At 45.0% G+C, this 22,178-nt stretch carries 20 protein-coding genes and 1 pseudogene; 9 read left to right on the forward strand and 12 right to left on the reverse strand.

The genetic code is table 11. The annotated features are described in order from the left end of the window. Positions 1–745: 745 nt before the first annotated feature. Entirely contained in the window at positions 746–1,405 is a 660-nt protein-coding gene (locus tag QUB63_RS11375; RefSeq protein WP_332945189.1) for an NAD(P)H-binding protein, read from the reverse strand. 121 nt (positions 1,406–1,526) lie between these two features. Here QUB63_RS11375 and QUB63_RS11380 point away from each other — a divergent pair, with 121 nt between their 5' ends. After that, entirely contained in the window at positions 1,527–2,240 is a 714-nt protein-coding gene (locus QUB63_RS11380) for a DUF1997 domain-containing protein (protein ID WP_332945224.1), read from the forward strand. Positions 2,241–2,292: 52 nt separating this feature from the next. On the opposite strand, the gene QUB63_RS11385 is transcribed toward QUB63_RS11380, so the two are convergent. From QUB63_RS11385 to QUB63_RS11410, 6 genes are all read right to left on the reverse strand, one after another. Next, a complete protein-coding gene (locus tag QUB63_RS11385) occupies positions 2,293–5,283 on the reverse strand; it encodes an O-antigen ligase family protein (protein ID WP_332945190.1) in 2,991 nt (996 codons plus the stop codon). After that, positions 5,283–7,064, reverse strand: coding sequence for a PEP-CTERM sorting domain-containing protein (locus tag QUB63_RS11390; RefSeq protein WP_332945191.1), 1,782 nt, complete (start codon positions 7,062–7,064; stop codon positions 5,283–5,285). The genes QUB63_RS11385 and QUB63_RS11390 overlap by 1 nt, the downstream gene beginning before the upstream one ends. An 87-nt stretch (positions 7,065–7,151) precedes the next feature. Then, entirely contained in the window at positions 7,152–7,694 is a 543-nt protein-coding gene (locus QUB63_RS11395; RefSeq protein WP_332945192.1) for a hypothetical protein, read from the reverse strand. A gap of 36 nt (positions 7,695–7,730) precedes the next feature. Next, entirely contained in the window at positions 7,731–9,017 is a 1,287-nt protein-coding gene (locus QUB63_RS11400; RefSeq protein WP_332945193.1) for a hypothetical protein, read from the reverse strand. A 23-nt stretch (positions 9,018–9,040) separates the two neighbouring features. Further along, the gene (locus QUB63_RS11405; protein ID WP_332945196.1) at positions 9,041–10,303 is read right to left on the reverse strand and encodes a hypothetical protein; all 1,263 of its coding nucleotides are present in this window, start codon (positions 10,301–10,303) and stop codon (positions 9,041–9,043) included. 62 nt (positions 10,304–10,365) lie between these two features. Beyond that, positions 10,366–10,797: a hypothetical protein gene (locus QUB63_RS11410; protein WP_332945197.1), complete on the reverse strand. Its 432-nt coding sequence runs from the start codon at positions 10,795–10,797 to the stop codon at positions 10,366–10,368. 470 nt (positions 10,798–11,267) lie between these two features. On the opposite strand from QUB63_RS11410, the gene QUB63_RS11415 reads away from it, so the two are divergent. Then, complete coding sequence (locus QUB63_RS11415) at positions 11,268–11,417, forward strand: hypothetical protein (protein WP_332945198.1); 150 nt, start codon at positions 11,268–11,270, stop codon at positions 11,415–11,417. A gap of 422 nt (positions 11,418–11,839) precedes the next feature. Here QUB63_RS11415 and QUB63_RS11420 read toward each other — a convergent pair whose 3' ends face one another. Next, positions 11,840–12,250: a hypothetical protein gene (locus QUB63_RS11420; protein ID WP_332945200.1), complete on the reverse strand. Its 411-nt coding sequence runs from the start codon at positions 12,248–12,250 to the stop codon at positions 11,840–11,842. A 287-nt stretch (positions 12,251–12,537) separates the two neighbouring features. Here QUB63_RS11420 and QUB63_RS11425 point away from each other — a divergent pair, with 287 nt between their 5' ends. The 3 genes and pseudogenes from QUB63_RS11425 to QUB63_RS11435 all read left to right on the forward strand — a co-directional run bounded on the left by QUB63_RS11425 (position 12,538) and on the right by QUB63_RS11435 (position 15,612). Next, complete coding sequence (locus QUB63_RS11425) at positions 12,538–14,751, forward strand: hybrid sensor histidine kinase/response regulator (RefSeq protein ID WP_332945201.1); 2,214 nt, start codon at positions 12,538–12,540, stop codon at positions 14,749–14,751. 173 nt (positions 14,752–14,924) lie between these two features. Next, a pseudogene (locus QUB63_RS11430) lies at positions 14,925–15,224 on the forward strand (type II toxin-antitoxin system HigB family toxin). After that, a complete protein-coding gene (locus QUB63_RS11435) occupies positions 15,208–15,612 on the forward strand; it encodes a helix-turn-helix domain-containing protein (protein ID WP_332945202.1) in 405 nt (134 codons plus the stop codon). The pseudogene QUB63_RS11430 and the gene QUB63_RS11435 overlap by 17 nt, the downstream one beginning before the upstream one ends. On the opposite strand, the gene QUB63_RS11440 is transcribed toward QUB63_RS11435, so the two are convergent. After that, positions 15,609–15,746: a hypothetical protein gene (locus tag QUB63_RS11440; RefSeq protein WP_332945204.1), complete on the reverse strand. Its 138-nt coding sequence runs from the start codon at positions 15,744–15,746 to the stop codon at positions 15,609–15,611. The genes QUB63_RS11435 and QUB63_RS11440 overlap by 4 nt on opposite strands. Beyond that, positions 15,727–15,951 carry a helix-turn-helix domain-containing protein gene (locus tag QUB63_RS11445; protein ID WP_332945205.1) on the reverse strand — a complete coding sequence of 75 codons (225 nt, stop codon included), beginning with the start codon at positions 15,949–15,951 and terminating at the stop codon, positions 15,727–15,729. Before QUB63_RS11445 ends, QUB63_RS11440 begins: the two co-directional genes overlap by 20 nt. Positions 15,952–16,193: 242 nt before the next feature. On the opposite strand from QUB63_RS11445, the gene QUB63_RS11450 reads away from it, so the two are divergent. Both QUB63_RS11450 and QUB63_RS11455 read left to right on the forward strand, forming a co-directional pair. Further along, positions 16,194–16,394 (forward strand): hypothetical protein, encoded by a 201-nt coding sequence (locus QUB63_RS11450; RefSeq protein WP_332945207.1) that lies wholly within the window; start codon positions 16,194–16,196, stop codon positions 16,392–16,394. 592 nt (positions 16,395–16,986) lie between these two features. Next, positions 16,987–18,456, forward strand: a complete 1,470-nt coding sequence (locus QUB63_RS11455) for a response regulator (RefSeq protein WP_332945208.1) — start codon at positions 16,987–16,989, stop codon at positions 18,454–18,456. A 190-nt stretch (positions 18,457–18,646) separates the two neighbouring features. Here QUB63_RS11455 and hisG read toward each other — a convergent pair whose 3' ends face one another. Continuing rightward, the gene (gene hisG / locus QUB63_RS11460; RefSeq protein ID WP_332945225.1) at positions 18,647–19,291 is read right to left on the reverse strand and encodes an ATP phosphoribosyltransferase; all 645 of its coding nucleotides are present in this window, start codon (positions 19,289–19,291) and stop codon (positions 18,647–18,649) included. Between the two features lie 225 nt (positions 19,292–19,516). On the opposite strand from hisG, the gene QUB63_RS11465 reads away from it, so the two are divergent. Next, positions 19,517–20,191 (forward strand): glutathione S-transferase family protein, encoded by a 675-nt coding sequence (locus QUB63_RS11465; protein ID WP_332945209.1) that lies wholly within the window; start codon positions 19,517–19,519, stop codon positions 20,189–20,191. 138 nt (positions 20,192–20,329) lie between these two features. Further along, entirely contained in the window at positions 20,330–21,016 is a 687-nt protein-coding gene (gene rppA, locus QUB63_RS11470; protein WP_332945210.1) for a two-component system response regulator RppA, read from the forward strand. 145 nt (positions 21,017–21,161) lie between these two features. Here the strand turns inward: rppA and QUB63_RS11475 are convergent, their stop codons facing one another. Continuing rightward, positions 21,162–22,007 carry a metallophosphoesterase gene (locus QUB63_RS11475; RefSeq protein ID WP_332945211.1) on the reverse strand — a complete coding sequence of 282 codons (846 nt, stop codon included), beginning with the start codon at positions 22,005–22,007 and terminating at the stop codon, positions 21,162–21,164. Positions 22,008–22,178 lie beyond the last annotated feature (171 nt).

The raw sequence follows: 22,178 nt of genomic DNA on the forward strand, positions 1-22,178 counted from the left end.
CGAATTCACCTGCGATCGCCACATTTGTTAGAGTAGAGATTCCTGTGAGTAGCTTAGCCGGATCGATCGATCGCGCTGGCCAATAATAAATCGCCATTTGCACCAGCAGCGCCAGATTAAACGCAAAAAAAATCACGACTACAGCATTCAAGCCTTCTCGCAAGTGCGATCGCACTCCAGTATGCCGCCGCTTGAACTTGCGCGCCACTCGAAAACGGCCCGGCAGCACAGTCAGTAAGGGATTTAAGATTTTGACGGCTACAAAGTGAGCGACAAAGAACAAAGGTAACTGAATTAGCCAAGCCGCCAGCAGCAGAGTCAGAAAGCCGATATCGTCGCTGGCGAAAGGAATCCCCCTGCGAAGGACAAAACTAAAACTCTGAGCGAGAGCAAATGCCCTTAACCACGAAATCGGATAGGGGAACCAAGCTGGCCACTTGAGAGTTTTCATCATGCGGGGAAGGGGAAATTTCAATGGCGGATTGTCAAACTCTTAAGATTTTGCCAGATTTGGCGATCGAAAAATTGGCAATTCCCTTGCGGTTTGTACTGATGGGACTTGGGCGCGGGTGCGGAGCGTCGATTTGAGATTTGAGATTTGAGATTTACTCGTAAAAAAACCTGGTTTCTTTGTTACCTACCAGGGACTAAAGAAACCGGGTTTTTTGCCGAAACTGCTGGCTGCAAGGTGTCTTTTCGTAAAAAAACCCGGTTTCTGGGAACCAGTACACCAGCCCTAATTCAATCAAACCACACCTGCAAACAACTCCTCAAAACTCTTTTGCGGGGCCTCCGGCTTCGCGACAATTTCCACAACCTTGTTGCGAGAAGCCGGCTGAAACAGCGCCTCCACGCACACTTGAGCTACCTTAGTGCGGGGAATGCTGCTTTCAAACAGTGTATCTGCACTCCTCATGACGATCGCATCTGAATTATCCTCATTTTTGAGACCGCCCGGACGGACGATCGTATAAGTCAAGCCGCTTTTTTGCAAATACTCCTCCGCCTGCTTCTTCCAAACCAGAATCAGCCAAAACAAATTCAGCGGGTGAAAAAACTGAGAAACGCACAGAGAAGTCACCAGCACAAAATGCTCAATTCTCTTAGCCTTAGCTGCCTCCACCAAATTTTTAGTACCCTCAAAATCCACCTTGTAAGGCGCTGTCGGGTCAAAACCCGGGGCCGCCCCCGTCGCGCACAGCAACACCGTACTGTCGCCGATCGCATCGCCCATAGAAGTCGCATTTAATACATCGCCAGTAACTAACTCTGCCTCCGGTGGTAAAATTTGCCTAGCTGTCTCTAGATTTCGGACTAAAGCGCGCACGGGAATGCCCCGCTTGACCAATTCTGCAACAATTCGGCGGCCAGTCTGGCCTGTGGCTCCTGCTACAAATGCTTTCATAAGTCGAGTTATGCTGAATTAGGGTAAATTTTGTTGCTATCGATTTCTCAATTGTAGGGAGGAAACTCCCCGACCACATCCCCAACCCGACTGATTGGCGTGTATTACAGGAGAGCATATGATGAAGCAGGATTCCGCTGAATATCAAACTGTTGAAGCTTCTGACGAAAATTGCTACGCAGATGCGAGTTTCAGACAGCCCGAAAGTGCAGGTGCGGATGCAGGCGAGGAAGTTGAGCCGATTTGGTTTCACACGCATTTTGAAGACAGTATGGAGATGTACGCCGATGCTGCTACGGTGGCGCAGCATTTGAACGACCACAAGAGTTGGTTTTGTCAGTGCGCTTTGCCGATGAAGGCCGAGCCGATCGGCGAAAACGGCTACGATCTATTAATCGGGCGTTTTGGGGCTTTCGGCTACCGCGTTGAAGCGAGAATTGGTTTAGAGTTGTTGCCGCCCGACGCTGAAGGCTGCTATTTGATTAAGACAATCCCGGTTCCGAATTATACCTCGCCCGGATATGAAGTGGATTTTCGATCGGCAATGAAGCTAGTGGAGATACCGTCTGACGAGTTTGCCGCCGATTGGCCTGCGTCGGAACGCGATCGGCTACCGCCTGCGATTACCATTACTGCGTGGAATCTGGATTTAGCTGTGGGGGTTTGCTTTCCCAAGTTTATTCGATCGATGTCTCAACCTCTCATTGAAAAAACCGGCGATGCGCTTTTGGAAAAAATCATCAAACAAGTCAACCGCCGCTTGACTTATAAAACTCAGCTTCTTTTTCACGAAAGTTTGGGAATTCCTTTTCCTCAAAAGCCTAAAAAACACTAACAAAACTAACACCCCAACTCACATTTGTAGGGTGTGCACTGCGCACCTTACCCTATTTTACCAGCTTTCTTTCCGCCTTCCCCTGACTCCGCCGCCAGCAAGGAAACCTCACAAAGCCTTGATTTTTTGTCACAGTAACGTGACAAGAAGATTTAATCGAACCAACATTTAAACCGCTGTTATTTCTAATCGCATTTCCACTTCCTCCCTGACTCGCGACTGCCAGGACGCTCCCCTTAACCGTATTATTTTCTACAATCACATTCTGCATTTCATAATTTTTTTGCTTGCTATCGGCATTCACATAAATCAAAGGCCAATCACCCTTAACATTGGACAATAACTTATTCCCAAAAATCCTCACATCTCGAATCCGAGGCAGTTGAGCAATACCGATGTAAGAATTGCCAGCATTACCGACAATCTCCGCTTGCCGAACCGAAGTTCCGCCGCAGCAAGCATGAATCACAATTCCCCCTCCGTCATTGCTGAGAAACTCGGAATCTTTCAGTTGATGTCGGTACACTTGAAAGTCATTATCTTGTATTAAAACATTCCAGCCGGCCCATTCGATCGCCCGACTGTTAAAACTCGTATTTTCCCCAGCGACACCCGCGCCTGTATCGTCCGTCCACCACCGCTTGCGGGCATCATCTCTAATCACATTATTTTTAACAACCAAGCCATTTCCCGACGCTCGGATGCCCGCCCTCATGGTATGATAAACCCAATTATCTCGAATCGCAATACCTTTGCGAAACAGACCGGGTTCAGCACTTGGTTCCGCCGCCGGCACAAAATTTTCTTCAGATTTGCCAGCCTTGGAACGGTTGACTAAGATACCGAAATGGTTGCTGTAGTCGAATCTAACATCATATTGTGCGATCGCACCTGTCTCGCCAGATTTTACTTGATATTCAGGTTGCTGGTAATTATCTGTTATAGTGTCGTTAAGCCGATTGTTGGCAATTAAAACATTAGCCAAAGCATTGATTTTAATATTAGCCACATAAGGATTGGCATATCGCTGCCACGCTGCTTGAAAATTCAGGTGAGGGACTGAGGAACTGGGTTCGGCAACGTTATTGCTGCGGAGGCCGTAAACCACAATATTTCGATTTTTACTGTAGTCGAGGTTGCTGAGCAAGTAAATTGGCGATCGGTTAATATCTAGATTGACAACACCGATATTGCTATCAGTATTAGGATTTTCAGTAAAGATTCTTTTAAAAGCCGTGCTGTTCGGAGTTCCCATCCCTGAAAGTTGCGGTTCGTATTTAGGAAACACAAATTTTGTCGGAGGATTGTACACACTTTGTTTAGCATCAGTCATTGCGGGAATTTCCCCTCGGATGACTACTCCCGATTTCAAATAGATACTGTCGGGAAACTCATAAGTCCCCGCTGGAAAATAGACAACTCCGCCACCGTTAGCAGCAGCAATATCTCTGGCAAAGTTAAACCTGTCAATCAGAGTATCGCCTTGAAAGTCTGCGATATTGTATGCACAACTCCATTTAATTTCCGCTGTCCAAGGATAAGATTGTTTTCCGTATCGAGAATCTATCGGATTATCCGTTGGCCCGCCGCTGCGACTTCCACAGCTTAACATTTCTCCGGTAAATAGGAAGAATTTTGATTTGACAATAAAGTTGTTAATATTCTTTACATTAGTCAAATAAAAACTCGCGCTTAACAAGACAATAAATAAACCCCAAAATAAAGAAAGCTGAACTTGATGTGAAATTAATCTTCTCTTCTCGTACTCCTGAGAACAAGGATATCTAACAGCGGCGAAACTGAGCGTCCACCATGCAATATGTGCGTATTGAGCGCAATCGAACCAAGTCACAGCAAAAACCAGATAAGCCATAGCAACTGCTGCAATCCCGCGAAGAGAGGATTGCAGCGCTAAAGATAAATAATATCCCCAAAGTGCAAGGCCAGCAATTAGCCCCAAAATACCAACTGATACGGTTGTATCTAGAATCCAATTGTGAGCTTTATAAGTAGGAATTTCTCGGGTGCTAATTTCACCTTTTATGTTAATATAGTCGTAGGTAAACTCGTTCAAGTTGACAACTCTCGGAGTTACTTGAGGATTTCTGATATATGGATAGGCAATCCCTAAGCCGTCAAATCCCCATCCAAATAACGGGCGTTTTTTGATTCCTCTGGCTGCGAGTTCCCACATGGGCGATCGGCTGGACATGACTTGTTCTATGGTCGGTTTTTGCCAGTTGAGGGGTCTGTTAAGGGTCATGATGCCCACAGCGAGGGCGCCCATCAGGGCTGTGCCGGTGAGAATTTTGTAATAAGGGCGATCGAGCAAATAAGCACAGGCAACAATCAAAGCTACAATAGCACTGCGGGTAGATGTGAGCAGCAGTGCAGGAACAGCTAAAATCAAAGTAATTGCAGTTAATTTAGTATTCGTAAATCTCCAAAACCAACCGACAAGAGCAGTAATTGCCGTCAATGCTAAAACTATAGCTGCGTGGCCGCGGTGGGAGTACAATCCTATTGGTTGTTGTCCTTGAAAAATGCTGCTAGCGAGAACATCCTCTCGGATAAGTCTGCCCATTGTAGCGGTGTAGTCAATCCGCCAGTCGATGATTTGGGGAAAGATACTCAGAGAAAGGATGATTGCGCCAATTAGCAATCCTTGGAATTGGGAATTAATGAGTTGCGGGCGTGCGATTAAGAGCAAGCTATTGCTGAGAGTAAAGGCCGCGATTAACAGCCAGTACAGCCAACCGTCACCCATTTGGTCTTGACCGAGAAAAGAGGTTAAGGGGAAGGGACTGTGCAGGGTAGAGATGGCTCCGATTGAGAGAAATATCGTCCAAAGTATGAAGCTATTTTTCCAGCTTTGGGGAATCGCGAGGGATGTTTTTTGGCATAATAAAAGGGCGATATTGAGGGAAATTATTAGCCAAACAATCAATACTTTGGGCGATGTCCAGATGAAGCCCCGCGTAGTTCCCCAGGGGTTGATGAGGATGATGCTGAGGGCATACAGGGTGGTGTAAAGGGTTTTCATTACTCTTTGGTTTTCCTGTTTTTGAGCTTTTTGAGTAGACCTAATCCACCGAGTCCTAAGAAAGCGCCTAATCCGGTAGTGGGTTCGGGAACGGCTTCGGCTGGAAGGGCATCATCGTCAGGGTTTGTAGTTTTAGAGGCTACGGAGTTGTTATCCTCTGAGGATAATTCTGGGTCTTCCAGTAAGTCGCCGCTGATGCCTGCTAAATCAAGTTCATTTTCGTTACTGTCGGTTGATGATAATTCTGGGTCTTCAAGTAAGTCGCCGCTGATATCTGCTAAATCAAGTTCATTTTCGTTACTGTCGGTTGATGATAATTCTGGGTCTTCCAGTAAGTCGCCGCTGATGTTTGCTAAATCAACTTGGTTTTCGTTACTGTCTGTTGATGATAGTTCTGAATCTAGGAGTAGATTGCTGCTGATGTCAGTTAAATCCACTTTCTTTTCGCTGCTAGGAGTTGATGATAGTTCGGGATTTTCTAGCAGTTCGCCACTGACGCTAGCTACGTTTACATCTTCAGAGTTGTTAGCAGTTGATGATAGTTCAGGACTGACAAGTAAGTCGCGGCTGACGCTTGCTACGTCCACGTAATCGGTGGCATAGTTATTGTTACCTTTGTCAGCACTGTCAAAAAGTGGCGTCTGGGGTAAGGTAAGGGCTTTAGCGCTTCTGAGAGAAGAAGCGGGAACTGCCCGAATCGGACGACCGCCACCACTAGGGCTGGGTGCTGGACGAGGGCTGGGTGCTGGACGAGGGCTGGGTGCTGGACGAGGGCTGGGTGCTGGACGCGGACTCGGTGCTGGACGCGGACTCGGTGCTGGACGCGGACTCGGTGCTGGACGAGGGCTGGGGATGGGAGTAGGCGATGGTCTTGGTGTTGGTGATGGTGACGGCGATGGTGTGACACAACCTATCCCTCCACCACCGCTGCTACTGCTGGCGATAATCACGCTACCGCTGTTATTAAAGAAACCTGGTGGTGGTGGGCAAATTTCCTGGGGAACTGGAACTGGAGTTGGAGCAGGCACTGGAACGGGAGCGGGGACGGGAACTGGTTGTTTCCGGCGAAATATTTGATTTCTCCAACCCCATCTGATTCCATTGTAAATTATGACTTTCTTGGTTTTGGTTTGTGGAATAAAAACCTCTTCAACCAAGTAGAGTTCAGCATTCCAGGTATGATTGTTCAAGGCATCTTCTCTATATGGTGAATCTCCAAAATACTTGTATGTAGATATACTTCCTTCATAACCGGAATAGTACGGGTTTGTTTGTCCTCGATTGATGTCAAGAATATTTTCTATGTCATTATGTATGTAAGTTGTGAGACTGTGGTTACTCTTCACCCGTTGAATCCACTTGAGTTTTACGGGATTTGCACTGTTAATTTTTGGGTCATTACCTTTGGGATCGAACTGTAAATAAATATTAGACCCAACTCCTCCTTTTGCAGAGGATACTCCGCAGTCAGTTTGAGGGCCGCAGGCGTAATAATCTTTAATGTTAAAACTTCCCTCTAATTCTTGTCCTGTCTCAAAAATCCATTTTCCTGGATATCTTCTAGAAAAGTTGCTTAGCAAGCTTTTAAACTCATTAGTTCCACCTGGTTTAATAACAGTAGGTGGAACGATCCAAGCCGCACCCTCCGCATCTCCCACAGTGTAGGGGACATAGTAGTCTGGATTTGTTAACTTAATAGTAAAGGCAACTCCCGGCTGAGCTGTGAGTGTGATTAAAACTGTTGTTGTGAACAAAGCTAAAGGATACTGTTGCGATACCATTTTTTTGCTCCTCATAAGTTAATAGCTAAAAAGAGATTAGCTTTTTTTGAAATCATCTACGGATAGTCACCAGGACTCAACTTCACATCATGGGTGCACTATACGAAATTCTTCATAGGGCGTAGCAACCGCACCCGTCCACATAGGTTCTAAGAATTGCCAGGGTGTCATCCCTCCATCAATTTTTCCTGTTTTCGAGCGGTTTTCATAACTAAACCTAACACTATATACACCTGGTTTCAGATTGTACAAACTCCAAACTCCACCAGTACCGTCATAACCTCTAAGTCTAAGCTGAAAGTCACGCCAACAGAGCTGACAATTTATAAAAAATGTCAAACTTTCTTTGGGATGAACCAACAAAAAATCTGATGCTGTCGGTACTTTAGTTGCATTTCTAGCATAACTTCGTTGTATTAATTCCCCATTCTCTCGCTTGATTTCGGGCGACAAGCAGAAAAACATAAACCTATAGGATATTGGGGAATTGTTAGTAATGCGAATTCCCAACTGTACCTTTGTTTTACTCTCTAGATTTGGAATTTTTAGTTCTCGCTCTGGGACTAATGTTTCAAACTGGATACCATCAACTTCAACAGCCTTGTTTTTACTTGATTCTCCAACAGTCATGATGTTTGTCCTCCTTATTTTCGATCCTAATTCATCTCAAAGCTCGATTAAGCGGAATTCAACAAAGGGAGTATCCACCCGCCCCGTCCAAACTTTTTCTATAGGCTGAATTTCAATCGACTCCCCAGCAAGATTTGTCTTCAGTATGGTATCACTCGTATTTTCATACCGGAACCGGAGGTGATATATACCTGGCTTGAGTGAGTCAAAATGGCACAAGCCACCATATCCGCTATGGACAAGAAGGGAAAATTTGTCTGGCTTTCTCCAGGAGAGGTCGATACCTGGAAAGAATGTCAGACTTTTTCCCGGTTTCACTAACAGAAAATCAGATTCTTCAGGCCCTCTCATCCAGTCGCTAATGCCATAGTCTCCCCGCCGTACCTGACCATCTGGCATTACAAGGTCTGGGGTAAAAGTTGCATAAAAGCTGAAGTAAAATGGGGTTGGCGTGTTGTTGGTAATCCGCATACCAATCTGTACAGAATTTCTGGTATTGCGCCTCTGATTTGGCACGGTTAACAAGGGCTCCGGTATGAAGGTTTCAAAACGAATACCATCTACTTCCACTGCACTGTTATTCAATCCAACAGGTTGAATTAGGCGAAAATTGGCTAAGGGATTTACCAAATGACTTGTTCCAGTTACTTCTATTCCAATTTCTGGTCTAGTCTGAATAAAAGTGACTGGCTCTGGGTATAATATGGTCCCAATCGGAGTTTCATAAGTAAATCGAATCTGATATTCTCCAGGCCCCAGAGTATCAAAAAACCACGATTTATCGAGGTCAATAGGTCTTTCATCGTAAATTTGGTTATGTAACATCAGTTGAAGCACATTATTTTGCCAAGACAGTCTTCCCTCCATAGATTTAGATGTCTGCTTTCCGACTCCAAATGACGAGCGATGATATTCCCCGCTCGCAGCCTGCCTATTTATCGGTTCTCTTCGGCGCAGTGCTTGACCAGAGGGCCCGAATATTTCTGGGATTAAAGCATCATCATCTATGAAGGGAATAGGGGCTTGTGTATTATTGGTAACGCTGACAGTAAAGCTCAATGGAGCAGTGGCACCGGGCTTATTTTCGGGGATAGATAGTGCCACAATTTCTGGTCCTGTGATTTCCAGGTGGAGACCATCTTGTTTAACTTGATTGCTGTTATTCGCTTTTTGAGATGCCATGTTTGTTACCTTATCTATTTCCAAATTAGCTACTTTGTCAGTTGCCTTATTTTCCAGTGCTGTCAACTCTTTAGATACATGACCTAGGCCAATGACACCACACAAGACTAAAGTTAACAGCAGTCGGTAAAAAAGTTTCATTGTAGTTGATAGTGATGTGCCATTCAAAGCTCGATTAAGCGGAATTCAACAAAGGGAGTATCCACCCGCCCAGTCCAAACTTTTTCTATTGGCCGACTTTCAATCGACTCCCCAGCAAGATTTTTCTTCGGTATGGTATCACTCGTATTTCCATACAGGAAGCGGAAGTGATATATACCTGGCTTGAGTCCGTCAAAAGAGCAATGGCCACCATATCCGCTAGAGATACCAAGCGAAAATTGGCTATGATTAGTCCAGAAGAGGCCGATATCTGGAAAGAATGTCACACTCTTTCCAGGTGTGACTAACAGAAAATCAGATTCTTCAGGCCCTCTCATCCAGTCGGTAGTATAATCACTCCACTTCACCTCACCATCTGGCATTACAAGTTCTGGGGTAAAAGTGCCATAAAAGCTGAAGTAAAATGGGGTTGGCGTGTTGTTGGTAATCCGCATACCAATCTGTACAGATTGGTATGAATTGTCACTCTTATTTGGCAGGGTTAACAAGGGCTCTGGTATGAAAGTTTCAAAACGAATACTATCTACTTCCACTGCACTGTTATTCAACCCAACAGGTTGAAGTAGGCGAAAATTAGCTAAGGGAGTTACCAACTGACCTGTCCCAGCTACTTCTATTCTCTCTAGCGGCACTTCTTTTCTCTCTAGTATTTCTTTAATGTTAAAAACAGTGAATGGATTTGTGTATACTATTGTCCCCGTCGGAGTTTCATAAGTGAATCGAACCTGATATTCCCCAGACCCAAGAGTATCAAAAGACCAAGATTTATCGAGATCAATAGGGCTTTCATCGTAGGTGGGGCGATGTAATATCAGTTGAAGTAAATTATTTTGCCAACACAGTATTCCCTCCATAGAGGTGGATATCTGCTGTCTGACCCCAACTAACGAGCCATGATATTCTCCGTTCCCAACTTGCCTATTTATCGGTTCTCTTCGGTGCAGTGCTTGACCATCTGCCCCGAATATTTCTGGGATTAAAGCATCATAATCTATAGCCAAGGGAATAGGGGCTGGTGTATTATTAGTAAGGCTGACAGTAAAGCTAAATTCAGCAGTGACACCGGGCTTGTTTTCGGGGATAGATATTGCCACAATTTTTGGCCATTCCATTTTCAGTTGGAGGCCATCTTGTTTAACGTTATTGCTCCGCTTAGATTTTCTAGATGCCATGTTTGTTACCTTTTCAACTTGTGAATTTTCATTGCCAACAGCTTGTATACTTCCATAGGTTACTACCAGGAGCGCCGCCATTACTAAAGCCAATAAAAACCGGAGAAAATACCTCATCGCTCGCCCTCTCAATTACTGGACAATCAGCGAACAAATCAGAACCACACCGCCGCACCAATTATCATCAGCCCAAATAATTTACCGCCACGGACACTCGAATGTCGGGGCTGCTTAACTAAAGTGTATCGGTAATATCCTAAAACAGGCTGACAATCATTTCGAGCCGACGCAGAACTCGGCCAATGTGACGAAGAATTTGACCAATGATTTTCTGGTGTATCCCGCAGTCTGCCCGATGGATAACCGTAGGATAATTGCGGTTGGAAACGGTCTGGTATGTGATGTTGAGAGGCAATTTCCTGTTTCGTCGCTGCCACAAACTCCGACTTCAGCACGCAGGTGGGAATTGGGCCAATTGTCTGATGGCAACTGCTACAAAACTGATTGCTCGCTAGCTTTGATGGTTGTTGGCAATTAGGTCTTTCGCAGTAATGTTTTTCACCGTAAGGTTGTCCCCAGTAGTTCATAAGTTCTCCTGATGTCCCTGATAATCAACGAAGAGATTGATAGCGATGCCACAAATGTATCTAGTTAAAAGCTCGATGAAAAAAATAGACCAAATCATTAAGTTTTGTAACTTGGGTTTTTACACGACTTAACGGCCCGAAGGAATTTCGATTACAAACACGCTATCACAATTATGAGAGTAAAGCTAGAGAGTTTTTACTGAAGTTTTTGAGGTTTACCGTTCACCTTGAATCCCAAATTAATGCTCAACAGGGTATTTTTATATAGGTAGAGCGAAGTTAAGTTGACAGAATTTTTACAAGAGTGTCAGTTAACTTCACGGGATTTTCAAAAGTGATTGTTGCTTACTATTATACATGGTATGCGGTTGACTATAAAATTTGTGATTCGACAGCGGCACAAAATACAATTTAGTCTCGAACCTTGCTCAAGTGAGTCTAAGTGTTTTCGGGTAAGTGATTTTACTTGAATGTGTGATGCAAGCCGAAAGGTCGATCGCACGTTTGCACAATTTACTCAAAAGGTCGATCGCACGGCATTACATAATGCAACTCAAAAGGTCGATCGCACGGCATTACATAATGCAACTCAAAAGGCCGATCGCGGGGGCGTTGTATGATGCAAGTCTCAAGGTCGATCGCGGGGGCGTTGTGTGATGCAAGTTGGAAAGGTCGATCGCACGTTTGGACAATTTACTCAAAAGGTCGAGATCACTTTTTGCATGATGCAGTCGCAACACGGATATTATCAACTGCAAATACTTAGTCAAATGCAATTTAACTAACTGTATCCACTACGCAAAAATCTACAGAAGGGGTAAATACTTGCCCCGTCCATATCGCATTGAAGCATTCCTCCTCCATCAAATAATGATAGTATAGGATTTCTTCATCGCTGCAATAGTTTGGTCGAGCGTCGTTGTATAACTTTGACCATTCCTCCTTTATTAAATAATGATATTATTGTACTTATTTATTAGTGACTTCATACTTGAACCGGAGCGAATAATCTCCTACATTTATTAGTGGAAATTCCCAAAAGTCACGACTCGTAAAAGGCAGAGATAATAGTAAATTTTCCTCGCGTTTTTTTATTGTGATGTTTTCTATACCCACCAATACGGGCATTCGGAAATACCCTGACAGACTTCCCCGGCTTAATCAAGTGAAAATCAAATACGTGAGGATATCCAATGCCGTCCGCTTGATATCCAGCATTAATATTTTGACCGTCTGCTGCTATAATTTCTGGGACAAAGTTATGATGGAAGCTAAAACAATACGAGTTTGACCTGTTGTTGGTAATGCGAACATATAACTTGACCGATGTATCATGATTAGATTTGGGTTTTGATGGCATGGGTACAACCACTACCCTTTTTGACACAAATATTTCAAACCGGATGCCATCAGCTTCGACAGAATTATTATTAAAAAATTCTCTTTCTGTCATGACGCTTTCCCTCCTTATTGCCTCATCCTAACGGTTTTAGGTTGGGTGAAGATATCGCACAGAGGACGCGGCATTGACGTGTCCCTACGGTATTTAAGAGGATTGAAAACTGCTCGATCTAGTATTCTAGCCGATGCAAGTCCAAAAACCACTCCCCTCACCCTCCGCAACCAGCAAGTGTCTCAGATCACAAGGCAGATCGATCGCCCTCACTACCAAAAAACCTAAAAATATGTCAAATTAACTAAGGGGTTATAAAATAACTCTTGCCATATCCGTCGAAAGTTATGACAACGAAACTAAGAGCTACAGACACAGAAAAAATGGAGATAGACTTGCAGCAGTTGAGGGCAGACCAAGAACTGATACTCAACCAAGTAGACAATGCGATCGCTCTGTTCGACTCGTCAGACTGCTTAGTTTTGTTTAACAAAAAATTGGCCGGGACTTGGGGACTGTCCCCAGAATGGCTGGCAACCAAGCCCAAGTGCGACTCGCTGTTTGCGGAAATTGTCGATCGCGGTTACTTGTCGCTTCAGCAGTGGGCACAGTTTCAGCAAGCACTGCAAAAATCTCAGGATGAAAGTTTATCATTTTATTTCGAGCAATCCAATGCCGTTTGTTTGGAAGTCTTCGCTACAATTACCAACAGCGGCGGGCGGCTGTTTACCTTTCGAGACGTGACGGTATACCAAAACTCCCAAGCTAGCTTGAACGCAGAAGTCAGGCGGCTGAGCTTTCTTTTAGGTTTAACCGAACGATTGCAAAACTCTCACAGTTTGCAAGAAATAGGTCAATTTGCCCTCAGCTATCTGGTAGAAGCGACGAATGCTGCTTTCGGAGACGTGAAAGTGATTAGCGGTAAGGGAAAAGACCGGCAAGCGGCGGCGATTTCCAACCAAGTTTCGAGTCAATTTCTGGCGAGTTATGGGGAACCCGTGGCCGCCGGAATGCAAGAATTGCTCGACAAAGGCATTCCCTACGGCACCGGTTTGCTGTGGGAAGTGGTGGAAACAGGTAAACCTTTGTTTGTCGATGATTATGCCCAACATCCCAATGCTGTGCCGGAATTTCGGCATCGGGGAATCGGACAACTGGGCATTTTTCCGATCGCAGCTACCGACGGCCAAATCATCGGAGTGCTGACGCTGGAGTCGCGCAACGTTCAAAAACTGCAAGCCTCCCTGCATCAGGAAGTTCTGACGGCTGCTTGCCGGACTCTGGGGGCGGCGATCGAGCGGGCTCAAACACAAGAGAACCTCCGCCAAGTTAACGAACAATTAGAGTATTCTTCTCAGTTGAAATCCGAGTTTTTAGCCTCGATGTCCCACGAATTGCGGACGCCGCTCAACAGCATTCTCGGCTTTTCTGACTTGCTGCTGCGGCAAACAGCCGGACAGTTGAGCGATCGGCAAGTGAACTATGTAGAACTGATCGAAAAAAGCGGCCAGCACTTGTTGCAGCTAATCAACGATATTCTCGACCTTTCTAAAATTGAAGCGGGGAAAGTAGAACTCAATTTACTGCCGGTGCGCGTTCACGAACTCGCGACAGACTGTCTGAAAATGATTCAGCCGCGGGCAGATAAAAAGCGGATAGCTTTGTCTTTAGAACTCGACTACCGCATTACTAAAGTTTTGCTCGACGAACGGCGAGTGCGACAAATTGTAATTAATTTACTTTCCAACGCCATCAAATTTACCCCAGAGCGGGGACAAGTTAAACTCAGCGGGCGTCTGGCCTACGGCAGCGAAATGAACGGCGACTATCGCCCCGATTGTTCTCCTGTAAATGCCAGCACTCCTTATTTTTGTTTGGAGGTGAAAGACTCCGGTATCGGCATTCCTCAAGACCGCTGGCACTTGTTATTTCGACCTTTTCAACAGGTGGATTCTTCCCTGACTAGGCGCCACGAAGGTACTGGTTTGGGCTTGGCTTTGACTAAGCGTCTGGCGGAATTGCACGGGGGGACTGTTTCTTTTCAATCTGTTTGCGATCGGGGCAGTCTTTTCCGCGTTTGGCTGCCTTTGACCGAGATGCGTCAAGAGTTGGGAACCTTTGCCAATTGTGCCTTGGATTCCAAGTTAGTTCCTGCTTCTGCGATCGCTCTACCGCTTGGCAGCAAGCGGATTTTGGTTGTCGAAGACCAGCCTTTTAATCAAATGTTAATTTCTGAGGTGATGGAATTGGAGGGCTACGGGGTAGAGATTCTGGCGGATGGTTCGTCGATGCTCGATCGCATTCTTGCCGCCTCTACTGCGCCCGAGTTGCTGCCGGATTTGATTTTGATGGACATTCAGTTGCCGGATGTTGACGGCTTTGAGTTGATGCGCCGAGTTAAAGCAAATCCTGTCTGGGAGTCGGTACCGATGATTGCGGTGACGGCGATGGCGATGGCTGGTGACTGCGATCGATGTTTGGAAGCGGGGGCTTCGGCTTATTTGAGCAAGCCGCTGGATCTGAATTTGGCGATCGCTACAGTCCGTTCTTTTCTCACTTAAACAGCATTTATACAAAGCTTCTAAAAGTAACTGTTAGCTTGCGCGCGATGAGAAAAGCTTGTCCATCAAAGTGCCAATAAAATTTTGCTTGAAATGATTTAGACGCGCTATCTACTATATAATAGATGATGACATGGATTCAGACATCTAGAAAATATCAGAATGATAGCTAAATGCACGTTATCAGTCGTAAAAAATTAAGAGACTACTGCCAAAGTCACGCTGATTCCTGCGAAGCCCTCGATGACTGGTATAAAATTGCCAGTAAAGCAGCCTGGACTAATCTTGTTGAAGTTCAAGCTGTTTATCTCAAAGCTGAAGCAGTTAGAAATTTTACAGTTTTTAATATCAAAGGAAATAAATATCGCTGAATCGTGAGTATTAACTATGAGAAGCAAATTATTTATATAAAATACGTTTTCACTCACGCCGAGTATGACAAGGAAACCTGGAAAAATGACTATTACTTTTGACCTAAAAATTTACAGCAGCTTGCTCTCTCAATATCAGCCTCGAATTATCAAAACAGAAGAGGAAAACGAGATTTTTTTGGAGATTGTTGAAGAATTACTCTCTCGTCCAAATCTGACTCCAGAAGAAGATGCGCTGTTAGAACTGCTAGTAAAACTGATTGAGGATTTTGAAGAGCGGCACTATCAACTTAATACATCAACGCCAAAGTCAAGGCTGCTGCATTTGATGGATGCTCGAAGTCTAGAAGCAGAGGATTTATTAGAAATTATGGGTTCGAGTGAGGCGGTAGTTGAGGTAATTAACGATCGGCTAGAAATCAGCAAGAAACAAGCTGAGGCTTTGGGGAGGTTTTTTCACGTCGATCCGGGGTTGTTTCTGTTCAATTAAGCGATCGCACTCTGTAATGTGCTGGAGGGCGATCGCATCCAAGTGGATTGATTTGATGAGGGTGGGGGCGATCGCAGCTTGGCCGCTGCTTGGATAGTTGCAAAGCGATCGCACTCACTCATCAAAAGAATCATCCCCAAGCAATTCCAACAACTCATCCCAAGAACAGCCAAACGTTTCCTTAATGCGACTAACTGAATCTATGTCTATCTTTGCCATTGGCTGCATTGCATAACGGCGAACAGTAGTGTATGTAGCACCAGAACGCAGGGCCAATTCGTTGAGGCTCCAGTTTCGCTGCTGGCAAAACTCTTTAACTCTGACTTTCACTCTGTACATATTAATCAATTTATTAGCATTTTTATATGAAAGCTATAATCCTAGCAATTAAGCGTTAGCGATTACACGCTAGCGTTATAGCACTAACGATCTTGACAGATATTTATAGAGTTAAATACGATTAATTTGTTCAGCGAAAAGCCACAACTTTTTCTGCAACAAAACAGTCAAAAGCCAGCGCGGACACTTGGTAGGTAGAGGCGCTGGCTCTGGCTCCCTTATGCAATGGAGACAAAACCATTATGACTTACAAAGAGTGCCTCAAGCCTTGGGCGGTTGCCCGTTTGCTGCCCAATTTGCAATGGGCAATTGTCGGGCGATACCGCAATCGATCGGACGCTGACGGACATCTTCTGTTATGCCGCCAGCAAGTCCCCGATATTCGAGTGAAAGTTGTGTTTGCTTTGCCCGATCGCACTGATTTGACACCTCAGCGCCGATAACCGATCGTAGGAATCGGTTTTTTAGGCAGAACTTACGCACTCCCGACAAAGAAACCGGGTTTTTTACCCTTACTGCGGACTGTAGCAGAGGATTTTCGTCCATCAACCCGGTTTCTGGCCACCCGTGCGTCTAGGACTATTAGGGAAAAAGAAAACAGCCCCACGTGAGGCCCTCTTCGATCGCACTATTGTATTTGCCACTGCTGTCCTACTTTTCCAACTGCCACTAATCCTGGGTTCACTGCCACAGAGGTGTAATTTATTACATTTTATGATGCGAAACGCTAAACTCAATATTAGAGAAATTTTAGATTGAATGTAAAATCAACTTATATTAACCTAACTCAACTATTTCGGCGATCGATCGGGGACATCTCTTTTCAGGAACGAGGGGAAAGGCTAAACAATACAACACAATCAGTTCTGGACGCTATTAGACTAAAGAAAGCGGGTTTTTTACCCGGATTAAAAGTCTGGATGCAGTATTTTCGGAAAAAAATCCGATTTCTAGGCGATCGTGCGTCAATCCTAGCTAAATACCTCAATCCTTTGTTTTTGCCGATCGGTGACCAAACTTTACCTATCATATTCCATGTCAAACAAGTCGCCCTGCATCATGTTGGTTGATGACGAGCCAGCTAATCTAATTTTACTGGAAGAGTTATTGCAAATGAAAGGATACGCCACAGTATCAGCGCTATCTGGCGATGAAGCGCTCTCCCTCGCCCGCGCATCTCGACCCGATCTCATTTTACTGGATATCATGATGCCGGAGATGGACGGTTTTGATGTGTGCGATCGACTGCGGAAGGATACGGCATTGCAAACTGTACCGGTAATTTTTTTGACTGCCCTCGATGACGACACCTCTCGCCTCCGAGGGTTAGAAATGATGGCCGATGATTATTTAACAAAGCCTTTTAACAGTCGCTTGCTGCTGGCGAAAGTTGAAAATGTTTTGCAGTTGAGTCAAATGCGATCGCAAGCTGTATCTTCCCAATTCAACCAGCAAGTCAGAGAGCAAAGCAAACGTCAAATTGCCGCAGCTTGGGAGGCCAACGAATATCTTTCCGAAAAATTTCAGCTATTTGTGCCGGAGCAGCTTCTCGAACGAATTGCGCCGCAAGGAATAGAATCAATTCAGTTGGGCAATGTCACAGAAGAAGAGCTGACTATTTTATTTTGCGACATTCGCGGGTTTACTGCGATCGCCGAATCTCAAGAAGCACGCGAAACCTTTGAATGGTTGAACGCTTTTTTTACGAAAATGAACCATTGCATCACATCCCACGGCGGGTTTATTGACAAATACCTAGGCGATGCCATCATGGCAGTATTTGATCGGCCAAATTCTCACGCTATGGATGCGATCGAAGCCGCAGTAGCAATGCAAGAAAGTTTGCAGGAATTTAATGCCGAGCGACACAAATACAATTTAGAATCTCCTGTCAATATCGGTACGGGAATTAACACGGGTATCGGCATGATCGGCACCTTGGGTTCCGATCGCCGGATGGACTCTACAGTGATTGGCGATGTAGTAAATACAGCTTCTCGGTTGGAAAATTTGACTAAAATATACGGCTGCCAAATAATTGTTAGCGAAAATGCGATCGTTCATGCGAGAGAATTTCTAAATAGCATAAGTCCGAACTCAAACTCAAAAGAAAGTCTATTATTAAAGTGCGACTTGGAAGTGGAAACACCGGAGAGTATGATTTCTGCTTCTCACGCGACAGCAGCCGACAGCCATTCGCCAAGCAACAATTATTATTATTATCGCTGGATCGATCGAGTAACCCCGCGCGGCAAGCAGCAAGCTATTGAAATATACGAAATCTGGCCCGCCTCAAGTCCCGACTCTGAGGCAAAACAGCTTACCCAGACTTTATTTGACAAAGGAATTCAAGGATGGCAATCCCAAAGATTTGTCGCCGCCTTGGGATATTTTCAGCAACTAATCGAACAAAACCCCGCTGATACAGTGACCCGTTTTTATATAGAAAAATGCCAGGAAAAACTAGGTCTTATACCTGCAAATATCAGCTCAGAAATGAGCTAAATAAAACCTATGAGAACATTCTCAATCCAGGACGCAATTGTCACATTAATAAAGGTACGTTGTTGGGGGGGGGGGGGGGCTTGGGCGCTCTTTGCTTCATGAAAGAGCGCCCAAGCGCAACAACGTACTTAAAAACTAACTCCATAAGAGTGGGAGTTGCGTCCAGGAATGATTCTAATTTGAGCGCACATCAAACCGCCGTCAAAACCTGCTCTCTCAACTTCCCGATCAACTCATTAACCCCGCCAGAATTCAAACGGTAACTCAAAGGATGACCGATCAAATAAGCCGAACTTTGAAACAAAACATCAATTTCCACCAAACCATTTTCCCGCAAAGTTTTGCCAGTCGAAACCAAATCCACAATCGCCTCCGACATACCCGTAATCGGTCCCAACTCCACAGAACCGTAAAGCGGCACAATTTCCACCGGCAAATTCAAATTATGAAAATATTCCCTCGCACAGTGTACGAACTTAGAAGCAACTCTACCGTGAGGAGGCAAATCCACACTGCGCCGATAAGAACTAGATTCCTTCACCGCCACCGACAGCCGGCACTTGCCAAATTTTAAATCAATTAAATTGGCAACTTTCGGAGTTTTTTCCCGCAAAACATCATAACCAGCAATCCCCAAATCAGCTTGACCGTATTCCACATAAACCGGCACGTCGTGCGTCCTTACCAGCAAAGCTTTTGCCGTTCCGGTAGTGTCATAAATTTGAAGTTGTCGGTTAGAGGAATCGAGAAAAGCACTGAAGTCTAATCCAACCGATTTAAACAGCCGAATGCTATCTCCTAACAGTCCGCCTTTGGGAAGTGCTACGGTAATCATATTGATTTGCGATTGTAAATTGCTGAGTTTGGGATTCGGAATCGGCGCTGCCCGAGCGGAAACAGCTTTTTCCTCAACCACAATAGCACAAATTGTTCAAATATCAAAACAAGTTTAGGTATTGCTAATAATTGTGTTTGTGTATAATATATTGTATTGAGACTTAGTTAAATCGGACTTTGTTAATGATTGCCTGCTAAATAAATCCTAGCTGAAAGCGAAATTATGACAAAATTGACTCTGGTAATCGGCAACAAAAATTATTCGTCTTGGTCGCTGCGTGCTTGGCTGGCGATGAAACAAGCTGGACTGGAATTTGCCGAGGTGAGAATCCCCTTAGACTGCCCGACAACCCATGAGGAAATTCGGCGCTATTCTCCCTCGGGAAAGGTGCCAGTTTTAATCGACGGCGACTTGAAAGTGTGGGAATCTTTAGCAATTTGCGAATACGTTGCCGATCGCTTTGCGAGTGATTTGTGGCCGGCGGATATAGCAGCTAGGGCGATCGCCCGTTCCATCAGCGCCGAAATGCACGCAGGCTTCCAAAATCTGCGCGAAAATATGCCGATGGACTGCCGCAACCGCTATCCGGGAGAAGGAATGACTCCCGGTGTCGAAGCAGAGATCGATCGCATCTTTGCCATTTGGCGCGAATGCCGCCAAAAATTCGGAACAGGCGGCGATATGCTGTTCGGAAAATTCACAATTGCTGACGCTATGTTTGCCCCCGTTGTCATGCGTTTTGTCACCTACGAAGTCAAATTAGATCCAGAAGCAAAAGCTTATGCTGATGCGCTTTTGGCACTGCCTGCAATGCAGGAATGGCTAGCAGCAGCTTGCAGCGAATCCGAAAGTATTCCACATTTTAAAATCTCGCAAAAATCAGTTTGCTTAACCTAAACAGGTCGCGATCGCAACCTCACCACAGATGGGCAACCGCGGAGAGTTTGCCCTACACAACCTGCTTGTCTGCAAGCTTTACGTAATTCATGCTCAAATCTAAAATCTAAAATCTAAAATCTAAAATCTAAAATCAGAATGCGGATTCTTTTAGTTGATGATGAAGTTGAGTTGACTGACCCTTTGAGTCGAGTTTTAAGCCGCGAAGGTTATACCGTTGATGTGGCATTTGACGGCGCAACTGGCAGCAATTTAGCAATGCAGGGAAATTACGATTTGCTAATTTTGGATTGGATGCTACCGAGACAAACCGGATTGGCAATTTGTCAGCAATTGCGATCGCAAGGACGGAATACACCAGTCCTATTTCTCACCGCCAAAGACACCCTAGACGATCGCGTACAAGGACTCGACGCAGGCGCAGACGACTATCTAGTCAAGCCTTTTGAACTGCGAGAACTCCTAGCCCGAGTCCGCGCCTTGCTGCGGCGCCCTCCTACTTTTGACGCCGAAGTGGCTGTCGGGCGGCTGCAAGTCGCAGACTTACAGCTAGACTACGACAATCAAATAGCTTATCGGGGCGATCGAACAATCGACCTATCAGAAAAAGAATGTCAACTATTAGAATACCTAATGCGCCATCCCGGTCAAATACTAACACACGAACAAATCCACCAATATTTGTGGAGTGAAACAGAAAAACCCAGCAGCAACGTATTAGCAGCTCAAATTCGCCTGCTGCGGCGCAAAATAGAAGCCCCTAACGAATCAGTCCTAATTCACACAGTTTACGGCAGAGGCTATCGCTTTGCAGAAGCCAGTTAATAATAGGAATTGCACAAAAAAATGGCGGTTGAAACCACGTCTACATAAACTTTCTTCCGCCGACGCGGACTGAACAAAACAACATAATTTTAACCTTCCAGTCTTCAACCCGCTTTTCTAGGGTTTTGTCTGACAAGAAGCGGTTTCAACCGCGAGCGTCTTCTTGACAAACCAAAGTAATTACCGTCACCTCCGGCGGACAAAATAGCCTCCCAGGCGCATAAGTACCCAAACCGCGATTAACGTACAGCAAATTACTCCCAACCCGATGCAAACCGCTAGCCCATTCCCAGTGACTAACTACCCGATCGCAAGCCGACAGAAAAGGAATAAACTTTCTGATTCCTGGAGGAATCAAATAGCCAATTTTTCTGATCCAAGCATACAAAGGCCCGATACCGGGAATCACAATTTGACCCCCATGAGTGTGTCCCGAAAACTGCAAATCAATCCGCCACTGTTGCAGGATTTCAGCAGTATCAGGATTGTGAGACAAGACAATCCGAGGAATCGCCGGATTTATTGATGCCATTACAGGCGCAGGTGCAAAATCGCCCGACCAAAAATCTGCCAATCCAACTAAAGCCAACTCAGGTCCCAAAGGATAAATAGCTTCATTGTACAAAACCCGAATACCTGCGTTATTTAAAGCATTAGCCACCTCAATTTTGGCACCCGGGAAATAGTGGTCGTGATTCCCCAAAACCGCGTAAATTCCCACCCGACTTTGCAAGTTTTTCAATCGCTGCACTAAGCCGTAAATAGGCGCCGGATCGTAGGTAATAAAATCTCCTGTTAAAAAAATTAAGTCTGGTTCGGCTTCGTTAGCCGCCGCAATCGCCTCGACTAGCAACCATTCCGACAGCCGCACCCCGTCATAATGAAAATCAGTAAGCTGTACAATTTTAGTACCCGATAGATTTGCTGGAAGATTCGCGATCGGTATTGTTAAACAGTCTACCCGCAGTTTCCCAGTTAATAACCTGTGCATAAATCTAAGGTTTATTGACAGAGCGCAACCTCTAGTGTAGCAAATAAACAGACAAGACTGCAAAACCCCATGATTTCCTTCGTGTGAATGTTTCTATAAATTCTTTCTTCCTTCTTTCGCGCCGATAACTAAAGCCTTTTCTCGCGACGATAACTAAAGCCTTCCTTCTTC

It is taken from the genome of Microcoleus sp. ARI1-B5 (genome assembly GCF_036705795.1).
Classification (GTDB): Bacteria; Cyanobacteriota; Cyanobacteriia; order Cyanobacteriales; family Microcoleaceae; genus Microcoleus.